This window comes from Pseudonocardia broussonetiae (genome assembly GCF_013155125.1).
In the GTDB taxonomy this organism is placed as follows: domain Bacteria; phylum Actinomycetota; class Actinomycetes; order Mycobacteriales; family Pseudonocardiaceae; genus Pseudonocardia; species Pseudonocardia broussonetiae.
In genome coordinates this window covers 5,880,413-5,897,796 of record NZ_CP053564.1, presented here as the reverse complement: position 1 = coordinate 5,897,796, position 17,384 = coordinate 5,880,413, and the positions used below count along the sequence as shown (strand labels likewise).

Annotated in this window: 18 protein-coding genes; 13 read left to right on the top strand and 5 right to left on the bottom strand. The window is 73.1% G+C overall.

Translation table 11 applies throughout. From position 1 onward, the window contains the following. Nucleotides 1-10: 10 nt before the first annotated feature. A complete protein-coding gene (locus tag HOP40_RS28595; protein WP_172164528.1) occupies nucleotides 11-778 on the bottom strand; it encodes an HNH endonuclease signature motif containing protein in 768 nt (255 codons plus the stop codon). Nucleotides 779-1,008: 230 nt separating this feature from the next. Between HOP40_RS28595 and HOP40_RS28590 the strand changes: the two genes are divergently transcribed. Next, entirely contained in the window at nucleotides 1,009-1,527 is a 519-nt protein-coding gene (locus HOP40_RS28590; RefSeq protein WP_172164525.1) for a hypothetical protein, read from the top strand. A gap of 14 nt (nucleotides 1,528-1,541) precedes the next feature. Here the strand turns inward: HOP40_RS28590 and HOP40_RS28585 are convergent, their stop codons facing one another. After that, on the bottom strand, nucleotides 1,542-1,859 hold the full coding sequence (locus tag HOP40_RS28585; RefSeq protein ID WP_172164522.1) for a putative quinol monooxygenase: 318 nt from the start codon (nucleotides 1,857-1,859) through the stop codon (nucleotides 1,542-1,544). A 112-nt stretch (nucleotides 1,860-1,971) separates the two neighbouring features. Between HOP40_RS28585 and HOP40_RS28580 the strand changes: the two genes are divergently transcribed. The 5 genes from HOP40_RS28580 to HOP40_RS28560 all read left to right on the top strand — a co-directional run bounded on the left by HOP40_RS28580 (nucleotide 1,972) and on the right by HOP40_RS28560 (nucleotide 8,555). Further along, nucleotides 1,972-2,892 carry an alpha/beta hydrolase gene (locus tag HOP40_RS28580; protein WP_172164519.1) on the top strand — a complete coding sequence of 307 codons (921 nt, stop codon included), beginning with the start codon at nucleotides 1,972-1,974 and terminating at the stop codon, nucleotides 2,890-2,892. 246 nt (nucleotides 2,893-3,138) lie between these two features. Then, on the top strand, nucleotides 3,139-3,915 hold the full coding sequence (locus HOP40_RS36170) for a PEP-utilizing enzyme (protein WP_240157333.1): 777 nt from the start codon (nucleotides 3,139-3,141) through the stop codon (nucleotides 3,913-3,915). A 33-nt stretch (nucleotides 3,916-3,948) separates the two neighbouring features. Continuing rightward, nucleotides 3,949-5,379: a hypothetical protein gene (locus HOP40_RS28570; RefSeq protein ID WP_172164516.1), complete on the top strand. Its 1,431-nt coding sequence runs from the start codon at nucleotides 3,949-3,951 to the stop codon at nucleotides 5,377-5,379. Nucleotides 5,380-5,460: 81 nt separating this feature from the next. Then, the gene (locus tag HOP40_RS28565; protein WP_172164513.1) at nucleotides 5,461-6,081 is read left to right on the top strand and encodes a hypothetical protein; all 621 of its coding nucleotides are present in this window, start codon (nucleotides 5,461-5,463) and stop codon (nucleotides 6,079-6,081) included. Beyond that, on the top strand, nucleotides 6,078-8,555 hold the full coding sequence (locus HOP40_RS28560; protein WP_172164510.1) for a pyruvate, phosphate dikinase: 2,478 nt from the start codon (nucleotides 6,078-6,080) through the stop codon (nucleotides 8,553-8,555). Before HOP40_RS28565 ends, HOP40_RS28560 begins: the two co-directional genes overlap by 4 nt. A gap of 4 nt (nucleotides 8,556-8,559) precedes the next feature. On the opposite strand, the gene HOP40_RS28555 is transcribed toward HOP40_RS28560, so the two are convergent. From HOP40_RS28555 to HOP40_RS28545, 3 genes are all read right to left on the bottom strand, one after another. Further along, complete coding sequence (locus HOP40_RS28555; RefSeq protein ID WP_172164507.1) at nucleotides 8,560-9,306, bottom strand: tyrosine-protein phosphatase; 747 nt, start codon at nucleotides 9,304-9,306, stop codon at nucleotides 8,560-8,562. Further along, complete coding sequence (locus HOP40_RS28550; RefSeq protein WP_240157332.1) at nucleotides 9,299-10,276, bottom strand: HAD family hydrolase; 978 nt, start codon at nucleotides 10,274-10,276, stop codon at nucleotides 9,299-9,301. Before HOP40_RS28550 ends, HOP40_RS28555 begins: the two co-directional genes overlap by 8 nt. A 61-nt stretch (nucleotides 10,277-10,337) precedes the next feature. Continuing rightward, the gene (locus HOP40_RS28545; RefSeq protein WP_172164501.1) at nucleotides 10,338-11,324 is read right to left on the bottom strand and encodes a DUF7064 domain-containing protein; all 987 of its coding nucleotides are present in this window, start codon (nucleotides 11,322-11,324) and stop codon (nucleotides 10,338-10,340) included. Between the two features lie 198 nt (nucleotides 11,325-11,522). Here HOP40_RS28545 and HOP40_RS28540 point away from each other — a divergent pair, with 198 nt between their 5' ends. Genes HOP40_RS28540 through HOP40_RS28510 form a run of 7 tightly spaced genes read left to right on the top strand, consistent with a single transcriptional unit; the run spans nucleotide 11,523 to nucleotide 17,321 of the window. After that, the gene (locus HOP40_RS28540) at nucleotides 11,523-11,816 is read left to right on the top strand and encodes a EutN/CcmL family microcompartment protein (protein WP_172164498.1); all 294 of its coding nucleotides are present in this window, start codon (nucleotides 11,523-11,525) and stop codon (nucleotides 11,814-11,816) included. Nucleotides 11,817-11,847: 31 nt separating this feature from the next. Beyond that, nucleotides 11,848-12,177 carry a BMC domain-containing protein gene (locus HOP40_RS28535; protein WP_172164495.1) on the top strand — a complete coding sequence of 110 codons (330 nt, stop codon included), beginning with the start codon at nucleotides 11,848-11,850 and terminating at the stop codon, nucleotides 12,175-12,177. Between the two features lie 6 nt (nucleotides 12,178-12,183). After that, entirely contained in the window at nucleotides 12,184-13,572 is a 1,389-nt protein-coding gene (locus HOP40_RS28530) for an aldehyde dehydrogenase family protein (protein WP_172164492.1), read from the top strand. A gap of 2 nt (nucleotides 13,573-13,574) precedes the next feature. Next, nucleotides 13,575-14,381 (top strand): ethanolamine utilization protein EutJ, encoded by an 807-nt coding sequence (gene eutJ, locus HOP40_RS28525; protein ID WP_240157331.1) that lies wholly within the window; start codon nucleotides 13,575-13,577, stop codon nucleotides 14,379-14,381. After that, complete coding sequence (locus tag HOP40_RS28520; RefSeq protein ID WP_240157330.1) at nucleotides 14,378-15,004, top strand: hypothetical protein; 627 nt, start codon at nucleotides 14,378-14,380, stop codon at nucleotides 15,002-15,004. Before eutJ ends, HOP40_RS28520 begins: the two co-directional genes overlap by 4 nt. Further along, nucleotides 15,001-16,287: a malate dehydrogenase gene (locus HOP40_RS28515; protein WP_172164484.1), complete on the top strand. Its 1,287-nt coding sequence runs from the start codon at nucleotides 15,001-15,003 to the stop codon at nucleotides 16,285-16,287. The genes HOP40_RS28520 and HOP40_RS28515 overlap by 4 nt, the downstream gene beginning before the upstream one ends. After that, nucleotides 16,284-17,321: an alcohol dehydrogenase catalytic domain-containing protein gene (locus tag HOP40_RS28510; RefSeq protein WP_172164480.1), complete on the top strand. Its 1,038-nt coding sequence runs from the start codon at nucleotides 16,284-16,286 to the stop codon at nucleotides 17,319-17,321. The genes HOP40_RS28515 and HOP40_RS28510 overlap by 4 nt, the downstream gene beginning before the upstream one ends. Nucleotides 17,322-17,384 lie beyond the last annotated feature (63 nt).

The window sequence follows — 17,384 nt, the reverse complement described above, 5'->3', positions numbered from 1 at the left end:
CGCGCGCCGACTACGCGGCCAGGTGGGCGAGGGCCGTGCGGCGGGGTCTCTGCGCGGGGTCGATCCAGCGGGGTGGGACGAACTCGGGTAGCCCGTCGCGGGTCCTCACCTGCCAGTCGGTGTGGTGGATCTGGCGGTGGTGGGCCTTGCAGAGCATCACCAGGTTGTTCAGGGCGGTGGGTCCGCCGTGTTCCCAGTGGTGGATGTGGTGGACCTCGGACCAGGAGGGTGGTCGGTCGCAGCCGGGGTGGGCGCAGCCGCGGTCTCGGGCGGTGACGGCGCACCGGAGGCGCAGTTCGTTGACCGGGGCCGGGGTGTGGTCGTCGGGTTCGGCGCCGCCCTGGTCCAGCAACGCGACCAGCGCGGTACCGAGGGTCTGGAGCTCGGTGGGGGTGAGGCGGGTGGCGTCGGCGGCGAGCTGGGCCTCCACCGAGGCCCACTGCTCGGGGGTCAGGCGGGACGCGGCGTCGGTCGCGAGGACGCGTCCGATGACCTCGACGTGGCGCAGCGCGATGTCGCCGTCGGCGAACGCAGCGGCGGTGGCAGGCAGCCGGGCGGGGAGCGGCGTCCCGTCGAGCGTGGTGCGGGCGTGTACGTCACCGGCGACGGCCGTGCGGCGCCGGGCGTCGAGGTGATCGACGGACAGCAGATCGGCCAGTGCCCGCGCGGTGGACCGGTAGCCGCGCGTCAGGAAGGCGCCCTGGTCGTCGGGAGTGGCGATGGCGGCGGTGGAGAGGGCCTCGACCCGCCGGGCGAGGTTCTCGCACAGCGTGAGCATGACAGCAGCTCGGTCTCGGAGGCGGTGGTGAGCTCGTCCGACGCGGCAGCGAGGTGCTGCTGCGCGCAGGCCCGGAGGCAGGCCGACCACGACGGCAACCGACCCGGTAACCGTTCGTCTGCCCCACGGGACCACCGCTGAGCGACGATCGCACCCGGACGGGACCGGAACCGACCGCACGCCGAGGCCCACGATCACGAACCACGCGAACCCTGCCTAGGCTGGCCGACATGAAGGAAGACCGTGGGGCCCGGGAGATCGCGAAGGCCGCCGAGGCGATCGGCGACCTGCTCTACCGCGCGGTGGAGGCCACGCTGGAGGAGCCCTCGCCCGACCCCGGCCGCCAGGCCACGGCGCAGTTCGTCGAGCTGGACGCCCGCGCGGTGCCCGACGGCGACGGCGGCCCGGCGCAGCTGATGGCCACGCTGACGCTCGTGCGGCTGCTCAGCCTGGTCCGCGAGGCCGTGGCCGACCGCCCGGACCGCGTCGAGGAGGCCCTCGGGTGGATCACCGAGCGGATGGGCAAGCGGTACTCGGCGCGGGCGCGGTACGTCACCGGGGTGCTGGAGAGCGAGGCGGACACGGCCGACGTGCCCGCGAAGCGCCAGGTGCTGATGTCGGAGTTCCTGCCGTCGCTGGTGTGGCTGCTGACGGGCGCGGTGGCCGTGTTCGGTGACGGCGACCTCGACTGGCTGCGCGGCCTCGAGGCCGGCACCCCGACGACGGCCAGCTTCCTCACCGGGAGCTGACCGCCGCCGGTCGCTCAGGCGACGCGGTGCAGCGGGGTGATGACGAGGTCGCCGTCGAGCAGCTCGGGGATCTTCGGCAGCGCGGCCTGCAGGTGCGGGGTGCCGAGGTGGGCGTCGAGCGCGGCCTGGTTGGTCCAGTGCTCGACGAAGATGAACACCGCCGGGTCCTGCGCGCCCCGGTGCAGCGCGTAGGTGACGTTGTCGGCCTCGGCGCGCGTGGGCGCGATGAGGGCCTCGAGCACGTCCTGCAGCTCCTGCTCCTTGCCGGGCTTCGCGCGCATGGTGGCGACGACGGTGAGCAGGTCGCGGTTCTCGTCGGTGGGCAGGGTCACGGGCGCTCCTCGGGGTGGTTCGGCGGTGAACGGAGATCACCGTAGACCGCGAACCGGTAACGTCCGCCCGGCGAAGGTGTGTGCGGGGCCACACGGGAACGAGGAGCAGTCGATGGTGAGCGAGACCGGGTTCGACAGCCACGGCACGCGGTGCTCCGCGTGGTACCTGGAGGCCGGCACCGACGCGCTCACCGGTCCCCGCGGCCGCCCGTGCGTGGTGATGGGGCACGGGTTCGGGGCCACGAAGGACGCGGGGCTGCTGCCGTTCGCGGAGCGGTTCGCCGCGGCCGGCGCCGCCGTGCTCGTGTTCGACTACCGCGGCTACGGCACCTCCGAGGGCAGCCCGCGCCAGAACGTCTTCCACGTCGCGCACCGGCAGGACTACCACGCCGCGCTGGCCCACGCCCGCGGCCTGCCCGGCGTTGACCCCGACCGGATCGTGCTCTGGGGCAGCTCCTACTCCGGCGGGCACGTCGTGCCGGTGGCGGCGCGCGACGGGCAGGTCGCCGCCGTGATCTCCCAGGGCGCGGCCATGGACGGGCTCGCGGCGCTGCTGGAGATCGGCCGCTACGCCGGGATCGGGCAGCTGCTGCGGCTCACCGGGCACGGCCTGCGCGACCTCGTCGGCTCCGCGCTGGGCCGCGGCCCGCACCTCATCCCGGTCGTGGGCCCGCCCGGCTCGCTCGCGGCGATCACGGCCGAGGGCGCGGAGGACGGCTACCGCTCGATCATGGGCCCGACGTTCCGCAACGAGATGCTGGCCCGCGGAGCCCTGTTCATCCCGCTCAACCGGCCCGTCACCGCGGCCGCGAAGCTGCGGGCGCCGATCTTCCTGGTGGTGGCGGCCGACGACAACATCGCCCCGCCCGCCGCCGTCCGCGCGGTGGCCGCGAAGGCCGGCGCCGGTTCGGAGATCCTCGAGCTGCCGTCCGGTCACTTCGACATCTACTCCGGCGAGATGTTCGAGCGGTCCGCCTCGGCGCAGGTGGCGTTCCTGCAGCGGGTGCTGCGCGTGGAAGCGCCTGCGGTCTGACGGAGCTCCTCGACAGCGCTGACTCGCCTCGATCACCCGGTTCTGCGACCGGCTGCGGGCCTCGACGGGTCGGGCGGACCTGGCCGACGTGACGCGCGAGAACCTCGAGGGCTGGGTGTTCGACGACGCCGACCGGTGGGAGGCCTCGACCACGAACACGAAGATCGCCGGTGTGCGCAGCGTCGGCCGGTGGCTGGTCGAGGAGGAGTACCTGACCAGCGACCCGGCGTCGACCTGCCGCCGGAGGTGCTCGGTGACCACCAGCTCAAGGCGATCCTCGCGTGGTGCGTGGGCCGGTCGTTCCTCGAACGGCGTGACCACGCGCTGGTCCGGGTGCTGCTGGACACCGATGTGCGGGTGTCGGAGCTGTGCCAACTGACGGTCAGCGGCACGGACCTGGACGCCGAGGTGACCACGGTGCTGGGGGAGGGCAGCCGGCCGTTGGCGTTGTCCGGTCGAGACAAGCGGCCCGACCAGTTCTATCCGAACAGACCATCGGTGGGACAAGTGACGGACGGCACAGTGAGGCCAGCGACGCCGCTACCCGGGGCCCGCTCGGAGCAGCCCGGGCGAGTCATCCGGAGCAGGTTCAAGGAGGAACGCATGGCCGAGGTCCTGGCCGAGGGCTACAACGTCTTCGACACCGCCAAGTCACCCAGCGGGACGATCAAGTACCTGGAGAAGCCTGCGGACGTGATCGGTCTGATCAAGTCGGGCAAGCTCAAGGATCACATCCTGCTGGTCCGCGGGGGTACGACCACCTTCCTCGCGCCGGCCCTGAGCATGGGCGCCATCGGCGTGATCACCATGTCGGGTTCGCCCGAGTCGCACCTCGGGATCCTCACGCGGGAGTTCCAGACCCCCTGTGTGATGACCGCCTCCCTCACCACCAGCGAGTCCCGCTACGTCGTCGGCGAGACCGGCGACGAGCACTTCGTGGAGATCGCGAAGGCCCTCGACGGCCGCAAGGTCCGGCTCGAGTGCACCGACCACGAGGTCGGCCGCGTCGTGGCCGACGACTGAGCGCCCGCACCCCGACACGGACAGGAGTACACAGTGACCACGACTGAGGGCAAGCGCGCCACCTACAAGAAGCGGTACGAGCCCGGTGACGACGGCCTGCGTTTCCAGGACCTGACCTACACCGGCAACTTCGTCGGCATGGAGCCCGTCGTCGACGGGATCAAGGGCGACCGGATGATGAAGGAGCGCGCGAAGAGCGGTGTGCTGGAGAGGGTGTCGAAGGAGGACGTCCTCCGTGACGAGTTCACCATCCCCGAGCTCAACGACCTCAACAACTACCTCGCCTGGAACATCTGGGACGTGCTCGTCATGCGCGCCACCGAGGGCGTCAGCGGTATGATCCCGCGCCAGGAGTACGAGATCCTGGCCTTCATGCACGAGTTCTACCGGTGGCCGGAGATCCTGCGCATGACCACCAAGGAGGTGGGTGCGCAGGGGATCATGGACATCGGCGCCAGTGCGCGCCGCGAGATCGGCACCAAGGTCAACGCGGTGCACGACTGGTGCATCGGCGCCGTCGGGTTCGGCATGGGGCGCTGTGGCCTGCTGGCGCTGGAGGTCATCGGCCCGGACGACTACATCGGCGAGAGCAACGAGATCCTCAAGTTCATGCAGCGCGTCCTGTGGGGCAAGCGGCAGGACGGCTTCATCCTCAACTCCCAGGACAACTACCGCTGCCAGATCCACGAGCCGGACTTCCTCTCGCAGATCACCTCGCAGATCGAGCCGATCGAGAACGGCAGCCCCAAGCACAGCGCGTTCACCCAGTTCAACGCGGCTGCGGAGCTGTTGTCGTTCCTCGACCACTACGACTGCCGGCTGGGCCTGGGCGACACCGGTCCGTACGAGCTGCCGGACGGGCAGCTGCTGATCCTGCGCGACCTGTTCGTCAACGAGGAGGCGTTCCACTGGAGCGACGTCTGCGACGACGAGGGTCTCCCGCACTGCTACACGCTCGCGCTGACCATCGACCCGGAGAAGATGTCGCTGGCCGAGATCCGGGTCAACGACATCTCCACCACGTTCACCCGGCCGAAGAACTACATCGAGGCCATCACGGGCGGTGCGGTGTTCGCCCGGGAGAAGTGGGACACCCCGATGGGCGAGGTGTACCCGATCAAGATCGACGATCTGGCCGACCACCTCGGCCGCGTCCAGAGCGCCACGCTGAAGCTCTACAGCAAGACCGCCCGGATGAACCGGCGCGACCTGATCTGGAACGGCCAGTACGTCTACTACGTGGACATGATCCTTCCGCACCTGCGGCTGGCCGGGACCTACGAGAAGGCGTGCCAGGACTACGACCTCTGGGAGATCGACCAGCGCGTCGCGAACTACTACTACGACATCACCAAGCGCGGCTTCGCCCAGGCGACGGTGCCCAGCAAGATCTTCTCGGGCGCGGGCTACCTGCCCTTCTCCGAGGACGCCGACCGCCGCAACTCGAAGGGTCGCTGGCTCTAGGGCGGCTCGTCCCCTGTCGTCCCACCGGGCGGCGCGCCGTGCGCGCGCCGCCCGGTGTCCGTTGCACGGGAAGGAACCTCTATGACCGCCCCGGTCCTGGACAAGACCGACTACGACGTGCTGAACGTCGTCGCACTCAAGAAGATGGTCGCCGCCGACGTGATCGCCGGCGACACCGGGATGGCCGCGTCCGACGTGGGATCGGCCTTGGAGCGGCTCGCCGGGCAGGGACTGGTCGTGGACGCGGCGGGTGCCGTGTTCCCGGCCGACGAGGCCGAGCCCGCACTGGTCGCGGCCGCGGCGCACCACTACGCGGCGATGCGCGAGGACCCGGACCTCGTGCCGCTGGTCGATCGGTTCGAGACTGTGAACGCCCAGTTCCTGACCACGATGTCGTCCTGGCAGCAGATCGAGGTGGGCGGCCGGAAGGTCACCAACGACCACTCCGACGCCGAGTACGACGACAAGGTCATCGCGCGGCTGGACAAGCTCGTCCAGCGTCTCGGCCCGCTCCTCGACGCGCTGGCTCGGCGCGACCCGCGCTTCGACGCCTACCCGCGTCGCTTCTCCGTCGCGATGGAGGGCATCGACGCCGGGCGCCACGAGCTGGTCTCCTCGCCCACACTCGACTCGGTGCACAACGTCTGGTTCGAGTTCCACGAGGACCTGCTGCGCACCCTGGGCCGGGAACGCGTCGAATGACCTTCACGCTCACGTTCACCGACGCCGATCCCGCCGACGTCGACCGGCTCGGCGGCAAGGGGGCCGGTCTGGCCCGCATGACGCAGGACGGGCTGCGCGTGCCGCCCGGGTACATCGTCTCCACCGACGCCTGCCGCCACTACCTCGCCGCGGGCGCGATGCCGGACGGGCTGGTCGACGAGGTGTTCGACCGGCTCGCGGCCCTGGAGACGGCGTCGGGCAAGACGTTCGGGACGGGTCCGCTGCCGCTGCTGCTGTCCGTGCGCTCCGGGGCGCCGATCTCGATGCCCGGGATGATGGACACCGTCCTCAACCTCGGGCTCGGCCGCGAGGCCGCGATCGCGATGGCGACGGCTACCCACGACGTCCGGTTCACCGCCGATCTCGTGGCCCGCTTCCACGCCATGTACGCCGAGACGGTGCTGGGTGCTCTCGACCCGGGCGACGGCATCGCCGACCTCGTCGCCGCCGTCTCTGCGGACGACGACCCGGGCGCGGTCCACGACCGCGTGTGGGCGGCGTGCGAGAAGGCACTGGACGACGACTGCGGCGAGAGCGTGCCGGACGACCCGCGCGCCCAGCTCGTCGGCGCGGTGGAGGCCGTCTTCCGCTCCTGGAACACCCGCCGGGCCCGGACCTACCGTGACCACCACAAGATCCCGCACGACCTCGGCACCGCCGTCGTGGTGCAGGCGATGGTGTTCGGCAACCTGTCCTCCGACTCCGGCTCGGGCGTGGTCTTCACACGCAACCCGGTCACCGGCGAGCCGGGGCTGTTCGGCGAGTACCTCGCGCACAGCCAGGGTGAGGACGTGGTGGCCGGCACCCGCACCCCCGACCCGGTCGCCACCGCGCTCGCCCCGGAGGTGCTCGACGAGCTGCGGACGACCTGCGCCGAGCTGGAGCGGCGCCAGGGCGACGTGCTCGACATCGAGTTCACCGTCGAACGCTCCACGCTGTGGCTGCTGCAGGTGCGCAGCGCCAAGCGCACCCCGGAGGCGGCGGTGCGGATCGCCTCGGACCTCCTCACCGAGGGTGCCCTGACGCCGGGTGCCGCGCTGCGGGCGGTCTCCTCCGAGCAGGTCCGCCAGGTGCAGCGGCCCGGTTTCGCCGACGGGGACGTCGAGGCGGCCCGGGAGGACGGGCGGCTCCTGACCACGGGCATCGGGGCCTGCCCCGGCCAGGTCAGCGGCGAGCTCGTCCTGGATCCCGACCGGGCGAAGGAGGCGGCCGACGCCGGCACCGCGGTGATCCTCGCCCGGGCCGTCACCAGCCCGGCCGACCTGCACGGCATGATCGCGGCGCAGGGCATCGTCACGGCCACCGGTGGCTCCACCAGCCACGCCGCCGTCGTCGCCCGCGCCCTGGGCACGGCCTGCGTCGTCGGTGCGTCGGCGATGACGGTCGACCCGGAGGCCCGCGTCCTCGCGGTGGACGGGCGGAGCATCGCCGAGGGCGAGCCCGTCTCCCTCGACGGCGCCACCGGCGAACTGTTCACCGGGTCCTTCGCCACGTCGACCCCGGCGTCGGCGACCGGGTCGATGTCGGCGTTGCTCGCGGTCGCTGCCGATGCCGCCCGCTGCGAGGTGCTCTGCCGGGTGACGCTGCCCGGCGATGTGGCCGGCGCGCGCGAGGCGGGAGCACACGGCCTGGTCACGGCCGTCGACGACGTGCTGGCGGCCACCGGTCACCTGGACGGTCTCGTGGAGGGGCTGCTCGGCCACGGTGCCGGCCGGGACGGCTTCGGCGCGATCGCGGCACTGGTGGAGGCCGAGTTCACCCCGCTGCTGGCGGCCGCGGGCGACGTGGAGGTCGGCGTCCGCGCGATCGACCTGGTCGCCGACGAGGCCCGCGAGCTGCTCCAGCAGACGGCCGTCACGACGCGGCACCCGGAGCTGTCGGTACCGCTGGGCCGCCCGGAGCTGGTCCGGGCGCAACTGGAAGGCCTGGGGCGTGCGGTGCTGGCGTCCGGATCGCGCGCCCGCGTCCACCTCGCGGTACGGCACATCAGCGACCCGATGGAGGCCCGCGCGCTCACGGCGCTGGCGGAGGAGACCGGGCCGGATGTCACCGTCGGCACCTACCTGACCAGCCCGAGGGCCGCCTACGGAGCGGTGGACATCGCGGCGGCCAGCGCGGTCGTCTGGCTCGAGGTGCGCACCTTGCAGGCGGCGATGTTCGGGATCCCCGCCCGCCAGCTGCTCACCGCGGAGCCGTTGGACGGGTACCTGCGGCGCGGGCTGCTGAGCTGCGATCCGCGGACCACGCTCGATCCCTCGGTGCAGGTTCTGCTCACGGAGGTCGCGAGGGCGACCGACGACTCCGGTCGACGGATCGGGATGCGGCTGTCCGGCGAGGTGTCCGACACGGTCGCGGCCCAGCTGTACGCCTCGGGCTTCCGTCGCTTCGCCGTCGACGCCGCGCAGACCCGCCCGCTCGTGCTCGCCCTCGGCAAGGCCGCGCTCGCCGGGTGACCCGTCAGGGGACCGGCTCCAGCAGCCCGTCGGTGAGCTCGGCGAGCACCGCGGCGGGGATCCCGCGGGCGGCGGCCCAGCCCGCGGCCCCGCCCCAGTCCCGGTCGAGCACGTCGAGGAAGCCGCGGATGGTCCCCTCGTGCGTCTGGTAGAGCTCGGGCGCCACCGCCGCCATGTGGTCGCGGTAGAACGGCCAGCCGCGGAACCGTTCGACCATGCGCGGCATGTTGTGGGCGCTCGCCAGGTAGTCGTCGACGATGTCGGACTCGTCGACACCGACGAGGCTCAGCGTCAGTGCCGTCACCAGCCCGGTGCGGTCCTTGCCTGCGGCGCAGTGCAGGACGGTCGGGCGGCCCGCGGTCGCCGCGAGGACCCGTACCACCGTCGGCAGCACCGGACCGGGTGAGTTCAGGGTCGAGCGGTAGAAGTGCAGGGTCTGCTCGGCCGGGGGCACGTCGGTCACCGGCGCCGTGGGCAGCGGCGCGTTGAGGTAGCAGATCCCCGCGGCGGCCATCGGTCCGCGCCCCTGCGTCACCGTCTCGGCGCCGAGCCGCAGGTCCACCAGCAGCTCGACGCCGAGCCGGTCGACCAGCCGCGTGACGTCGTCGTCGGTGAGTGCCTGGAGGGTGTCGCTGCGGAACAGGACGCCGTCGCGCACGCGGCGCAGCGGACCCGCCCGCAGCCCGCCGAGGTCGCGGAAGTTGAACGCCCCGGCCAGCGGCGAGACGTGCCGACCGCCGGGGTCAGCCATCGGCGCACACGGCCCGCACGGCGGCGAGCAGCTCGGCCGGCACGCATTGCAGTAAGGCCACCTTGCTGCCGTCTGGTTGCGGCAAGGTGGCCTTACTGCAATCCGGGGCGGGGGCGGTGGGCAGCGCGGCGAGCACGTGCGACCTCGCCGCGGTGCGGCGCCGTCGGCGGGCCGCAGCGGCCTCCCGGACCGGGTCGTCCTGCCCGTCGGTGCCTGAGCATCCGCACCCGCAGTCCTTCTCCACGGGGCGGGCCGGCACGGCACACGCCCCGCCCGGCGGCTCCACCGCCGCGTCGCCCAGCAGGTAGGCGGTGATCTCCTGCGGCCACAGCGCCACGAACTCCGCCCCGGCGTCGAGGAGCTCGTCGACCGAGTGCATCCCCCACGCCACGCCGACGACGCGGATGCCGGTCTCCCGGGCGTCGCGCACGTCGCCCGCCGTGTCGGTGACCAGCACCGTGCCGGCCGGGTCGGGCGCCGGGTGCTGCCCGGCCTCGTCGTAGTCGGCGGCGCAGCGCCGGCCGAACCCGCTGCCGGAGTCGGCGAGGAACGCGCGGATCGCGGCCCGCTTGTCCGGGGCCACGTCGCCGCCGAACACATGGGCGAAGCAGAAGGCCAGGTCGCCTGCGACGAGCACGCGGCGCAGCACCTGCATCGCGTTGGACGACATGACCGCGAGCGTGCAGTCCCCGGCGAGCCTCCTGACCACGTCGCTCATCCCGGGGATCATCGCCGGCGTGTAGTCGGTGCGCAGCAGGGCGAGGAACGCCGCCTTCACCTCGTCGGCGTGCGCCTCGTCGCGGCACAGCGTACGGATCGAGGCGAACACGTTGTTGCGGAACAGGTCGAAGTAGCGCTCCGGGCTGTCGACGCCGAGCGAGAACCGGTCGTTGATCCGGGAGAACACCTCCCATGACGCGACGCGCGTCTGCACCAGCGTGCCGTCGAGGTCGAAGACGACGGCCCGCACCGGCGGCGCGGGGGACGGAAGGGACGACGAAGGAGGCCCGGTGTGGGTAGGCCCGGCCATGTCAGGCCCGGTTGTAGACGGCGCCGAGCTCGCCGAGGCCGATGAAGTCCATGCACTCCCCGTACCCGGTGCGGCCGTTCAGCGTCCAGCGGTGCAGCACGTTGTGCCCGACGGTGCCCGGCCACGCCTGCCACGGGAACGTCGTGAGCCCGGTACCTTCCAGCTCCCACGTGCGGTCGGCCGAGTCGGTGACCGACAGCTGCACCGCCTCGCCGTAGAACCCCGTCCTCCACGACGTGCCGCTTCCGGCCTTGAGGCCGTGGACCTTGCCGCCCTCCAGCACGTAGCCGTGGGTCATCGTCAGCGGGGAGGGCGCATCGGGACCGGCGTCGGTGGAGAAGTCGGAGATCACGTGGATCGCGAGGTCGCGGTCGAAGTGGGCGTGCATCCACGACAGGCGCGATGCCTGCCGCTCGGCGCGCACGCCCCAGCTGTGGTCCATCGTGGACACGCAGTCGATCGGGAACGTCTCGCCGCGCAGCGACAGATCGCCCTCGAAGTGCCCGGTCTGGTCGAAGTGGCCGGCGTAGGCGTGGCCCCAGGTCTTGGCCATGTCCTTGCCGGCGGCCATCGGGTCCTGGGCCGGGTCGTTGATGTCGTAGGCCTCCATCAGCGCCGTGTACCGGAAGCGCAGGTCGAGCCCGGCGGCGGCGTCGGTGTAGGAGACGTCCCACACCGCGTTCGGCTCGGAGCACACGACCTTGAGACCGTTGGCCAGCTCGTAGTCCAGCAGGTTCGACGGCTGGGGTACGACGAGGTGCTCCCACGCGTCCCAGTAGTCCGCGGCCCACGGCATCGTCACGCGTCTGCGGTTCACCGACACCGTCGAGCCGACGACACCGAGCGGCTCGCGGAACAGGCCGTAGACCCCGATGTTGATCGGCGCCTCGGTGTCCTGAGCGGCGTAGAGGCCGAAGTAGTTGGTCTCCGCCCACAGCGGGTCGTCGCTGGTCGGCGGGTGGAACTGAGCGTCCTCGGGACGGATCACCGGTGCACCTCCTGTGTCCTGCGTCACCGCTCACCCTGCCTGCGGCGAGGAGGTCCGGCCAGAGCGTCCGGGGACAACGACGCCGCCGGACGTTGTCCCCTCCGGATAGCGCCTGGCCCGGAGGAGTCGACCTACTGTCGCCTTCCATCGAGTGGCACGGCTCACAGCCGGCCCGGGACCGGCCGTGGAGGTGACGACGTGCTGCTCGCCAAGGTGCTGGGGCAGGTGGTCGCGACGGTCAAGGAGCCGGGCCTGGAGCGGTTCACCCTGCTCCTGCTGCAGGACGCCACCGGCGCCGATCCCGAGCGGTCCACCGGCGCGGCCTACGTGGCCGTCGACCTGGTGGGGGCCGGTGTCGGCGAGATCGTCCTGGTGGCGGCCGGCGGGGCCGCGCGGATCGCCGCGGGGGCCGACGCCCCCACCGACCGGGCGGTCGTCGCGATCGCCGACACGGTCGTCCGCAACGGCACCGTCACCTACAGCAAGTTCTGAGACGCGCCTTGAAACACCTACTGGAGGACCCATGGCAACCCCCTCGACCGGCGCAGCCGGCACGCCGACCGGGCCGCGCGGTGCGCTGGGCCTGATCGAGACGAAGGGCCTGGTCGGGGCGATCGAGGCCGCCGACGCGATGGTGAAGGCCGCCAACGTGCAGATCGTCGGGCACCGCGAGATCGGCGGCGGCCTGGTGACGATCATGGTGCGTGGTGACGTCGGCGCGGTGAAGGCCGCCACCGACGCCGGTGCCGTCGCCGCGGGCAAGGCGGGCGAGGTCGTCTCGGTCCACGTCATCCCGCGCCCGCACGACGAGACCGAGGGCATTCTCGCGATCCTCACCCGCCCGAAGGGCTGATCCCCGGTGACGGCTGCATGGGACGCCGACCTGGCGGGCCTCGCGGACGTCCGGAGCAAGGCCCGGGCGGCGCGGGAGGCCTTCGACCGGCTCGCCGGCTGCGACCAGGAGACCCTCGACCGCTTCGTACGGGCCATGGCCCTCGCCGGCACGAAGGGCGCCGAGGAGCTGGCCAGGCTCGCCGTGGACGAGACAGGCTACGGCGTCTACGAGCACAAGATCCACAAGAACCGCTACAACACCGGTTTCGTCGCCCGCTGGATGCTGGAACGCCGGGCGGTGGGCGTGCTGTGGGTCGACGAGGACGCCCGCGTCACCGCCGTCGGCAGCCCGATGGGCGTCATCGCGGGGATCATCCCGGTGACCAACCCGACGTCGACGGCGCTGTTCAAGTGCCTGGCGGCGGTGAAGTCGGGCAACGCGATCGTGCTCGCCCCGCATCCCCGAGCCGCCCGGTGCACGCTGCGGGCCGCCGAGATCATGGCCGAGGCGGCAGTGGGCGCCGGTGCCCCGGAGGGGCTGATCTCCTGCCTGGAGTCGCCGACGCTGTCCTCGACCCAGGAGTTGATGCGCCGCGAGGAGATCGCGCTCGTGCTCGCCACCGGTGGGCCGGGGATGGTCCGCGCCGCGTACTCCAGCGGGAAGCCGACCATAGCCGTCGGGGCGGGGAACGTGCCCGCCTATGTCGGGGCGTCGGTCGCCGACCCGGCCGAGGCCGCCGAGATGATCATCACGTCGAAGTCGTTCGACAACGGCACGGCGTGCGTCGCCGAGCAGTCGGTGGTCGTCGTGGAGGCCGTGGCCGACGCCTTCCTCGCCGCGTTCGAGCAGCGGGGTGCCCACTGGATGAACGAGGCCCAGCAGGCCGCGCTCGTCCGCACGCTGTTCGACGAGCGGGGGGCCCTGCGCCCGGCCGCGGTCGGGCAGAGCGCGGTGGGACTGGCGGAGCTGTCCGGGTTCGCCGTGCCCACCCGCACGCGCGTGCTGGCCGCGAGGCTCGACCGGGTCGGGCTCGACACGCCGCTCTCCCGCGAGATCCTCGGTCCCGTGCTGTCGGTGTACCGGGAGCCGGACGCCGCGGCCGGCTGGGCGCGCTGCCGCGAGGTGCTCGCGCTCGACGGCGAGGGCCACACGTGCGCGGTGCACGCTGCCGACCCCGAGGAGATCGCCCCGTTCGGCACGCTCCCGGCCGGCCGGATCGTGATCAACACCCCGGCGCTGTTCGGCGGCATGGGCTACTCCTGTGAGGTCGACCCGTCCTTCCAGCTCGGCACCGGCACGTGGAGCGGCTCGATCTGCTCGGACAACGTCACCCCGCTGCACCTGATCAACATCAAGCGGATCGCGCACGAGGTGCGGCCGTGGCGGACCGTGTACGACCCGGTGGAACTGTGATCGTGACCACCGACCCACGCGCGCTGCTGGACGCCGCCGCGGCCTGCGCCGGCACCGTCCCGGAGACCGTGACCGGGCCGCTGCGGGTGGGCGTCGACCTCGGCACGGCCACCTGCGTGCTGGTGGTGCTCGACGCCTCGGGCGCCCCGGTGTGGGTCGACGCCCACCCGTCGGGCGCGCTGCGCGACGGGGTGGTGGTCGACTTCGCTGCCGCGGTGGCCGCCGTGCGGCACCTGCGGACGCGGGCCGAGGAGGCGCTCGGCGCACCGCTGACGGCCACCGCCACGGCCTACCCTCCGTGCATCCCGGTCCGCGACGCTCGGGCGTGCACCTACGTCTGCGAGACGGCCGGGTTCGCCGACGTCGTCCTGGTCGACGAGGTCACCGCCGCGCAGCGCACGCTCGACGTCCGGGACGGGGTGGTGGTCGACGTCGGGGGCGGCTCGACAGGCGTCGGTGTCTTCCGGGACGGCGTGCTCGAGGCCCTCGACGACCGGGCCGGCGGCGGGCACCACCTCGACCTGGTGCTGGCCGGCGCGCTGCGGATCCCGGTGGAGCAGGCCGAGGCGCGCAAGCGCGAGGATCCGGCCGGGGCCTTCCCGATCCTCGTGCCCGGCCTGCAGAGGATCGCCGAGTCGGTCCGTTCCATGACCCGCGGCGTGGAGCACCTTCCCGTGCACCTCGCCGGGGGTGCCCTGATGATCCCCGGCGCGGACTCCGTGCTGGCCGAATGGCTGGAGCGCCCCGTCGTGACCTACCCGCACGCCCTGTTGATCACGCCGCTCGGGATCGCGAGGTCGGCGCCGTGACTCCCACCTTGCGCACCTACGCGTTCGTGGACCGGATGCAGCCGCAGTGCGCGGCGCACATCGCGGCCACCAGCCCCGGTGACGTCCCGCTGGCCGGGATGGCGGAGCTCTACATCGAGATGGCGCCGGGCAACGAGGTGTTCCGGGCCGCCGACATCGCGCTCAAGGCCTCCGGCGTCCGCCCGGCCCTGCAGATCATCGAGCGCGAGTTCGGGCTGCTGGAGATCCACTCCGAGCAGCAGGCGGAGGTGCTGGCCTCCGGGCAGGCGGTGCTCGACGAGCTCGGCCTGACCGAGGCGGACCGCATCCGGCCGACGATCGCGTCGACCCAGTTCATCACCAACGTGCACCCCTACCAGGCGCAGCTGCTCAACAAGTGGCGCAAGGGCTCGATGATGATGCCCGGGCAGAGCCTGCTGGTCATGGAGGTGGCCCCGGCGGCATACATCGCCGTCGCGGCCAACGAGGCCGAGAAGGCCGCCGACATCACCGTGATCGAGCTGCGGGCGGTCGGCCGGTTCGGGCGCATGTTCCTGTCCGGCAGCGAGAGCGACGTGGTGACGGCCCGGGACGCGGCGGTGGCCGCGCTGGAGGGGATGCACGGGCGGGAGGACGGGCGATGAGCTCCCGCGTGGTCGGGGCCGACGACGTCGACGCGGCGGCGCAGGCCGGGATCCTGGCCGTCGGCCCGCGCGACGTGGTCACCCCGCTGGCGCGCGAACGGGCCAGGGAGCGGGGCGTCGAGATCGTCGTCGCCACGCCGGGCACGACGGCCGCGGTCACCGGGGACCGCCGTACCGGGTCCGGGACCTCGTCGGTGCCGCCGCCGCGACCGGCACCCGCCGCCCCGCGCCCCTCGCCGGCAGGTGCCCGCCCGCCGACCGTCACCGGTCGCAGCTCGACCGCCCCCCGCCCGGTCCGGCCGCCGTCGGGCGCGCTGTTCCGGCGGGGCGCCCCGCTGCCGTCCGCCGTCCGTCCCGGCGCGGTCCGGCGGGTGATCGTGGTCGGGGCGGGGAACGTCGGCACGGTCACCGCGATGCGCCTCGCCGACGCCGACGTGTTCGGCGAGATCGTCCTGGTCGACGTCGACGAGGGCCGGGCCCGCGGGGTGGCGCTCGACCTCGCGCACTCCGCGGCTCTCGGTGGGTTCGCCACGCGGGTCCGGGGGTGCGGGACGGTCGAGGAGGCGGGAGCCGCCGACTACGTCGTGATCACCGCGGGACGGGCCCGGCAGCCCGGGATGAGCCGCGCCGACCTGGTCGGCTCGAACGCCGCGATCGTCGGCGACGTGGCCGCGCGAGCCGCGCGGACCTCCCCGGACGCGGTGCTCGTCGTCGTCACCAACCCCCTCGACGAGATGACCCAGCACGCCTGGCAGGCGTCGGGGTTGCCCGCCGAGCGGGTCGTCGGGATGGCCGGGGTGCTCGACACCGCGCGCTTCCGGGCGCTGGTGGCACCGGCGGCAGGGGATCGCCCCGACCGGGTGCGCGCGCTCGCGCTGGGTGGCCACGGCGAGGAGATGGTCATCCCGCTCTCGCAGGCAACGGTCGGTGGCCGCCCGCTCGCCGAGGTGGCCGACGGGGTCGACGCGGCCGTCGACCGGGCCCGAGGATCCGGCGCCGAGGTGGTCGGCCTGCTGCGCAACGGCAGCGCGTTCCTGGCGCCCGGCACGGCGGCCGCGTCGATGGTGCTCGCGATGGTCCGCGACACCGGCGAGGTGCTGCCCGCCGCGGTGCTGGCCGACGGCACCTACGGCATCCGCGACGTCTACGTCGGGCTGCCCGTCCGGCTGGGCCGGGGTGGGGTGCGGGAGATCGTCGAGGTCGACCTCGCGCCCGACGAGCTCACCGCGCTGCGCGCGGCCGCCGACCGGATCCGCGAGCGCGTGGGAGCGCTGACACGGTGAGAGCCGTCGTGTACACGGGGGAGGGGCGGGTCGAGGTGGACACCGTGCCCGACCCGGGTGTCGAGGAGCCCACCGACGTCGTCGTGCGGGTGCGCCGTGCGGCCGTGTGCGGCACCGACCTGCACGTCGTCGCCCATCCGACCGGGCTGCCCGAGGGCTTCGTCCTCGGCCACGAGTTCGTGGGCGAGGTGGTGGACCTGGGCGCCGGCGTGCACGGTCATCGCCGCGGTGGCCTCGTGGTCGGAGCGGACTTCACGTCGTGCGGCCGGTGCTGGTGGTGCCGCCGCGGCGATCACTGGGAGTGCGCCGAGCGACAGTTCTTCGGCACCGGCTCGGCGTTCGGCCCCGCGTTGCCGGGTGCGCAGGCCGAACTGGTCCGCGTACCTCACGCCGACACGGTCCTGCAGGCGGTCCCCGACGGCGTGGACGTCGACGCCGCGGTGTTCCTGGGCGACACGCTCGCCACCGGGTACGCGGCGGTGCAGCGGGCGGCGATCCGGCCCGGCGACACCGTCGCCGTCATCGGCGGAGGACCGGTCGGGCAGCTCACCAGCCTCGCCGCGCAGGCCTGCGGGGCCGGGATCGTCGTGCTCGTGGAGCCCGTCGACGCCCGTCGCGAGCTCGCGGCCGCCCAGGGCGCCGTGGTGGCCACCCCCGACGACGCCCGCGCGCTCGTCGACCGGCTCACCGACCGCCGCGGTGCCGACGCCGTGATCGACGCGATCGGCGGGCCCCGCGGCCTGCAGACCGGGTTCGCACTCGTGCGCCGCCGCGGCACCGTCGTCTCCGTCGGCGTGCACACCGACCCGGGCTGGGAACTGCCGGTGGCGCGCGCCTTCGCCGACGAGCTGACCCTGACCTTCGCCATCGGCGACCTCGCCCGCGACGCCGGCCCGCTGCTGGCGCTGGTGCGCTCCGGCGCGGTCGACCCGACGGTCGTGGCGTCGGAGACCGTGCCGCTCGACGCCGTTCCGGAGGCATATGCACGCATGGCCGGGCGCCGTACGCTCAAAACGCTGATCGCGATCCAGTGAGGGATGGACGGGCCGACGCAGGAGGCCCGGGGTGGGTAGGGACGAGCACAGGCGGAGGACGGG

Bases quoted from the DNA above. Each gene is read 5' to 3' on its own strand.
- HOP40_RS28590 (WP_172164525.1), top strand. From the start codon at position 1,009: ATGAAGGAAGACCGTGGGGCCCGGGAGATCGCGAAGGCCGCCGAGGCG.
- HOP40_RS28515 (WP_172164484.1), top strand. From the start codon at position 15,001: ATGAGCTCCCGCGTGGTCGGGGCCGACGACGTCGACGCGGCGGCGCAG.
- HOP40_RS28555 (WP_172164507.1), bottom strand. From the start codon at position 9,306: ATGGCTGACCCCGGCGGTCGGCACGTCTCGCCGCTGGCCGGGGCGTTC.
- HOP40_RS28535 (WP_172164495.1), top strand. From the start codon at position 11,848: ATGGCAACCCCCTCGACCGGCGCAGCCGGCACGCCGACCGGGCCGCGC.
- HOP40_RS28565 (WP_172164513.1), top strand. From the start codon at position 5,461: ATGACCGCCCCGGTCCTGGACAAGACCGACTACGACGTGCTGAACGTC.
- HOP40_RS28560 (WP_172164510.1), top strand. From the start codon at position 6,078: ATGACCTTCACGCTCACGTTCACCGACGCCGATCCCGCCGACGTCGAC.
- HOP40_RS28595 (WP_172164528.1), bottom strand. From the start codon at position 778: ATGCTCACGCTGTGCGAGAACCTCGCCCGGCGGGTCGAGGCCCTCTCC.
- HOP40_RS28580 (WP_172164519.1), top strand. From the start codon at position 1,972: ATGGTGAGCGAGACCGGGTTCGACAGCCACGGCACGCGGTGCTCCGCG.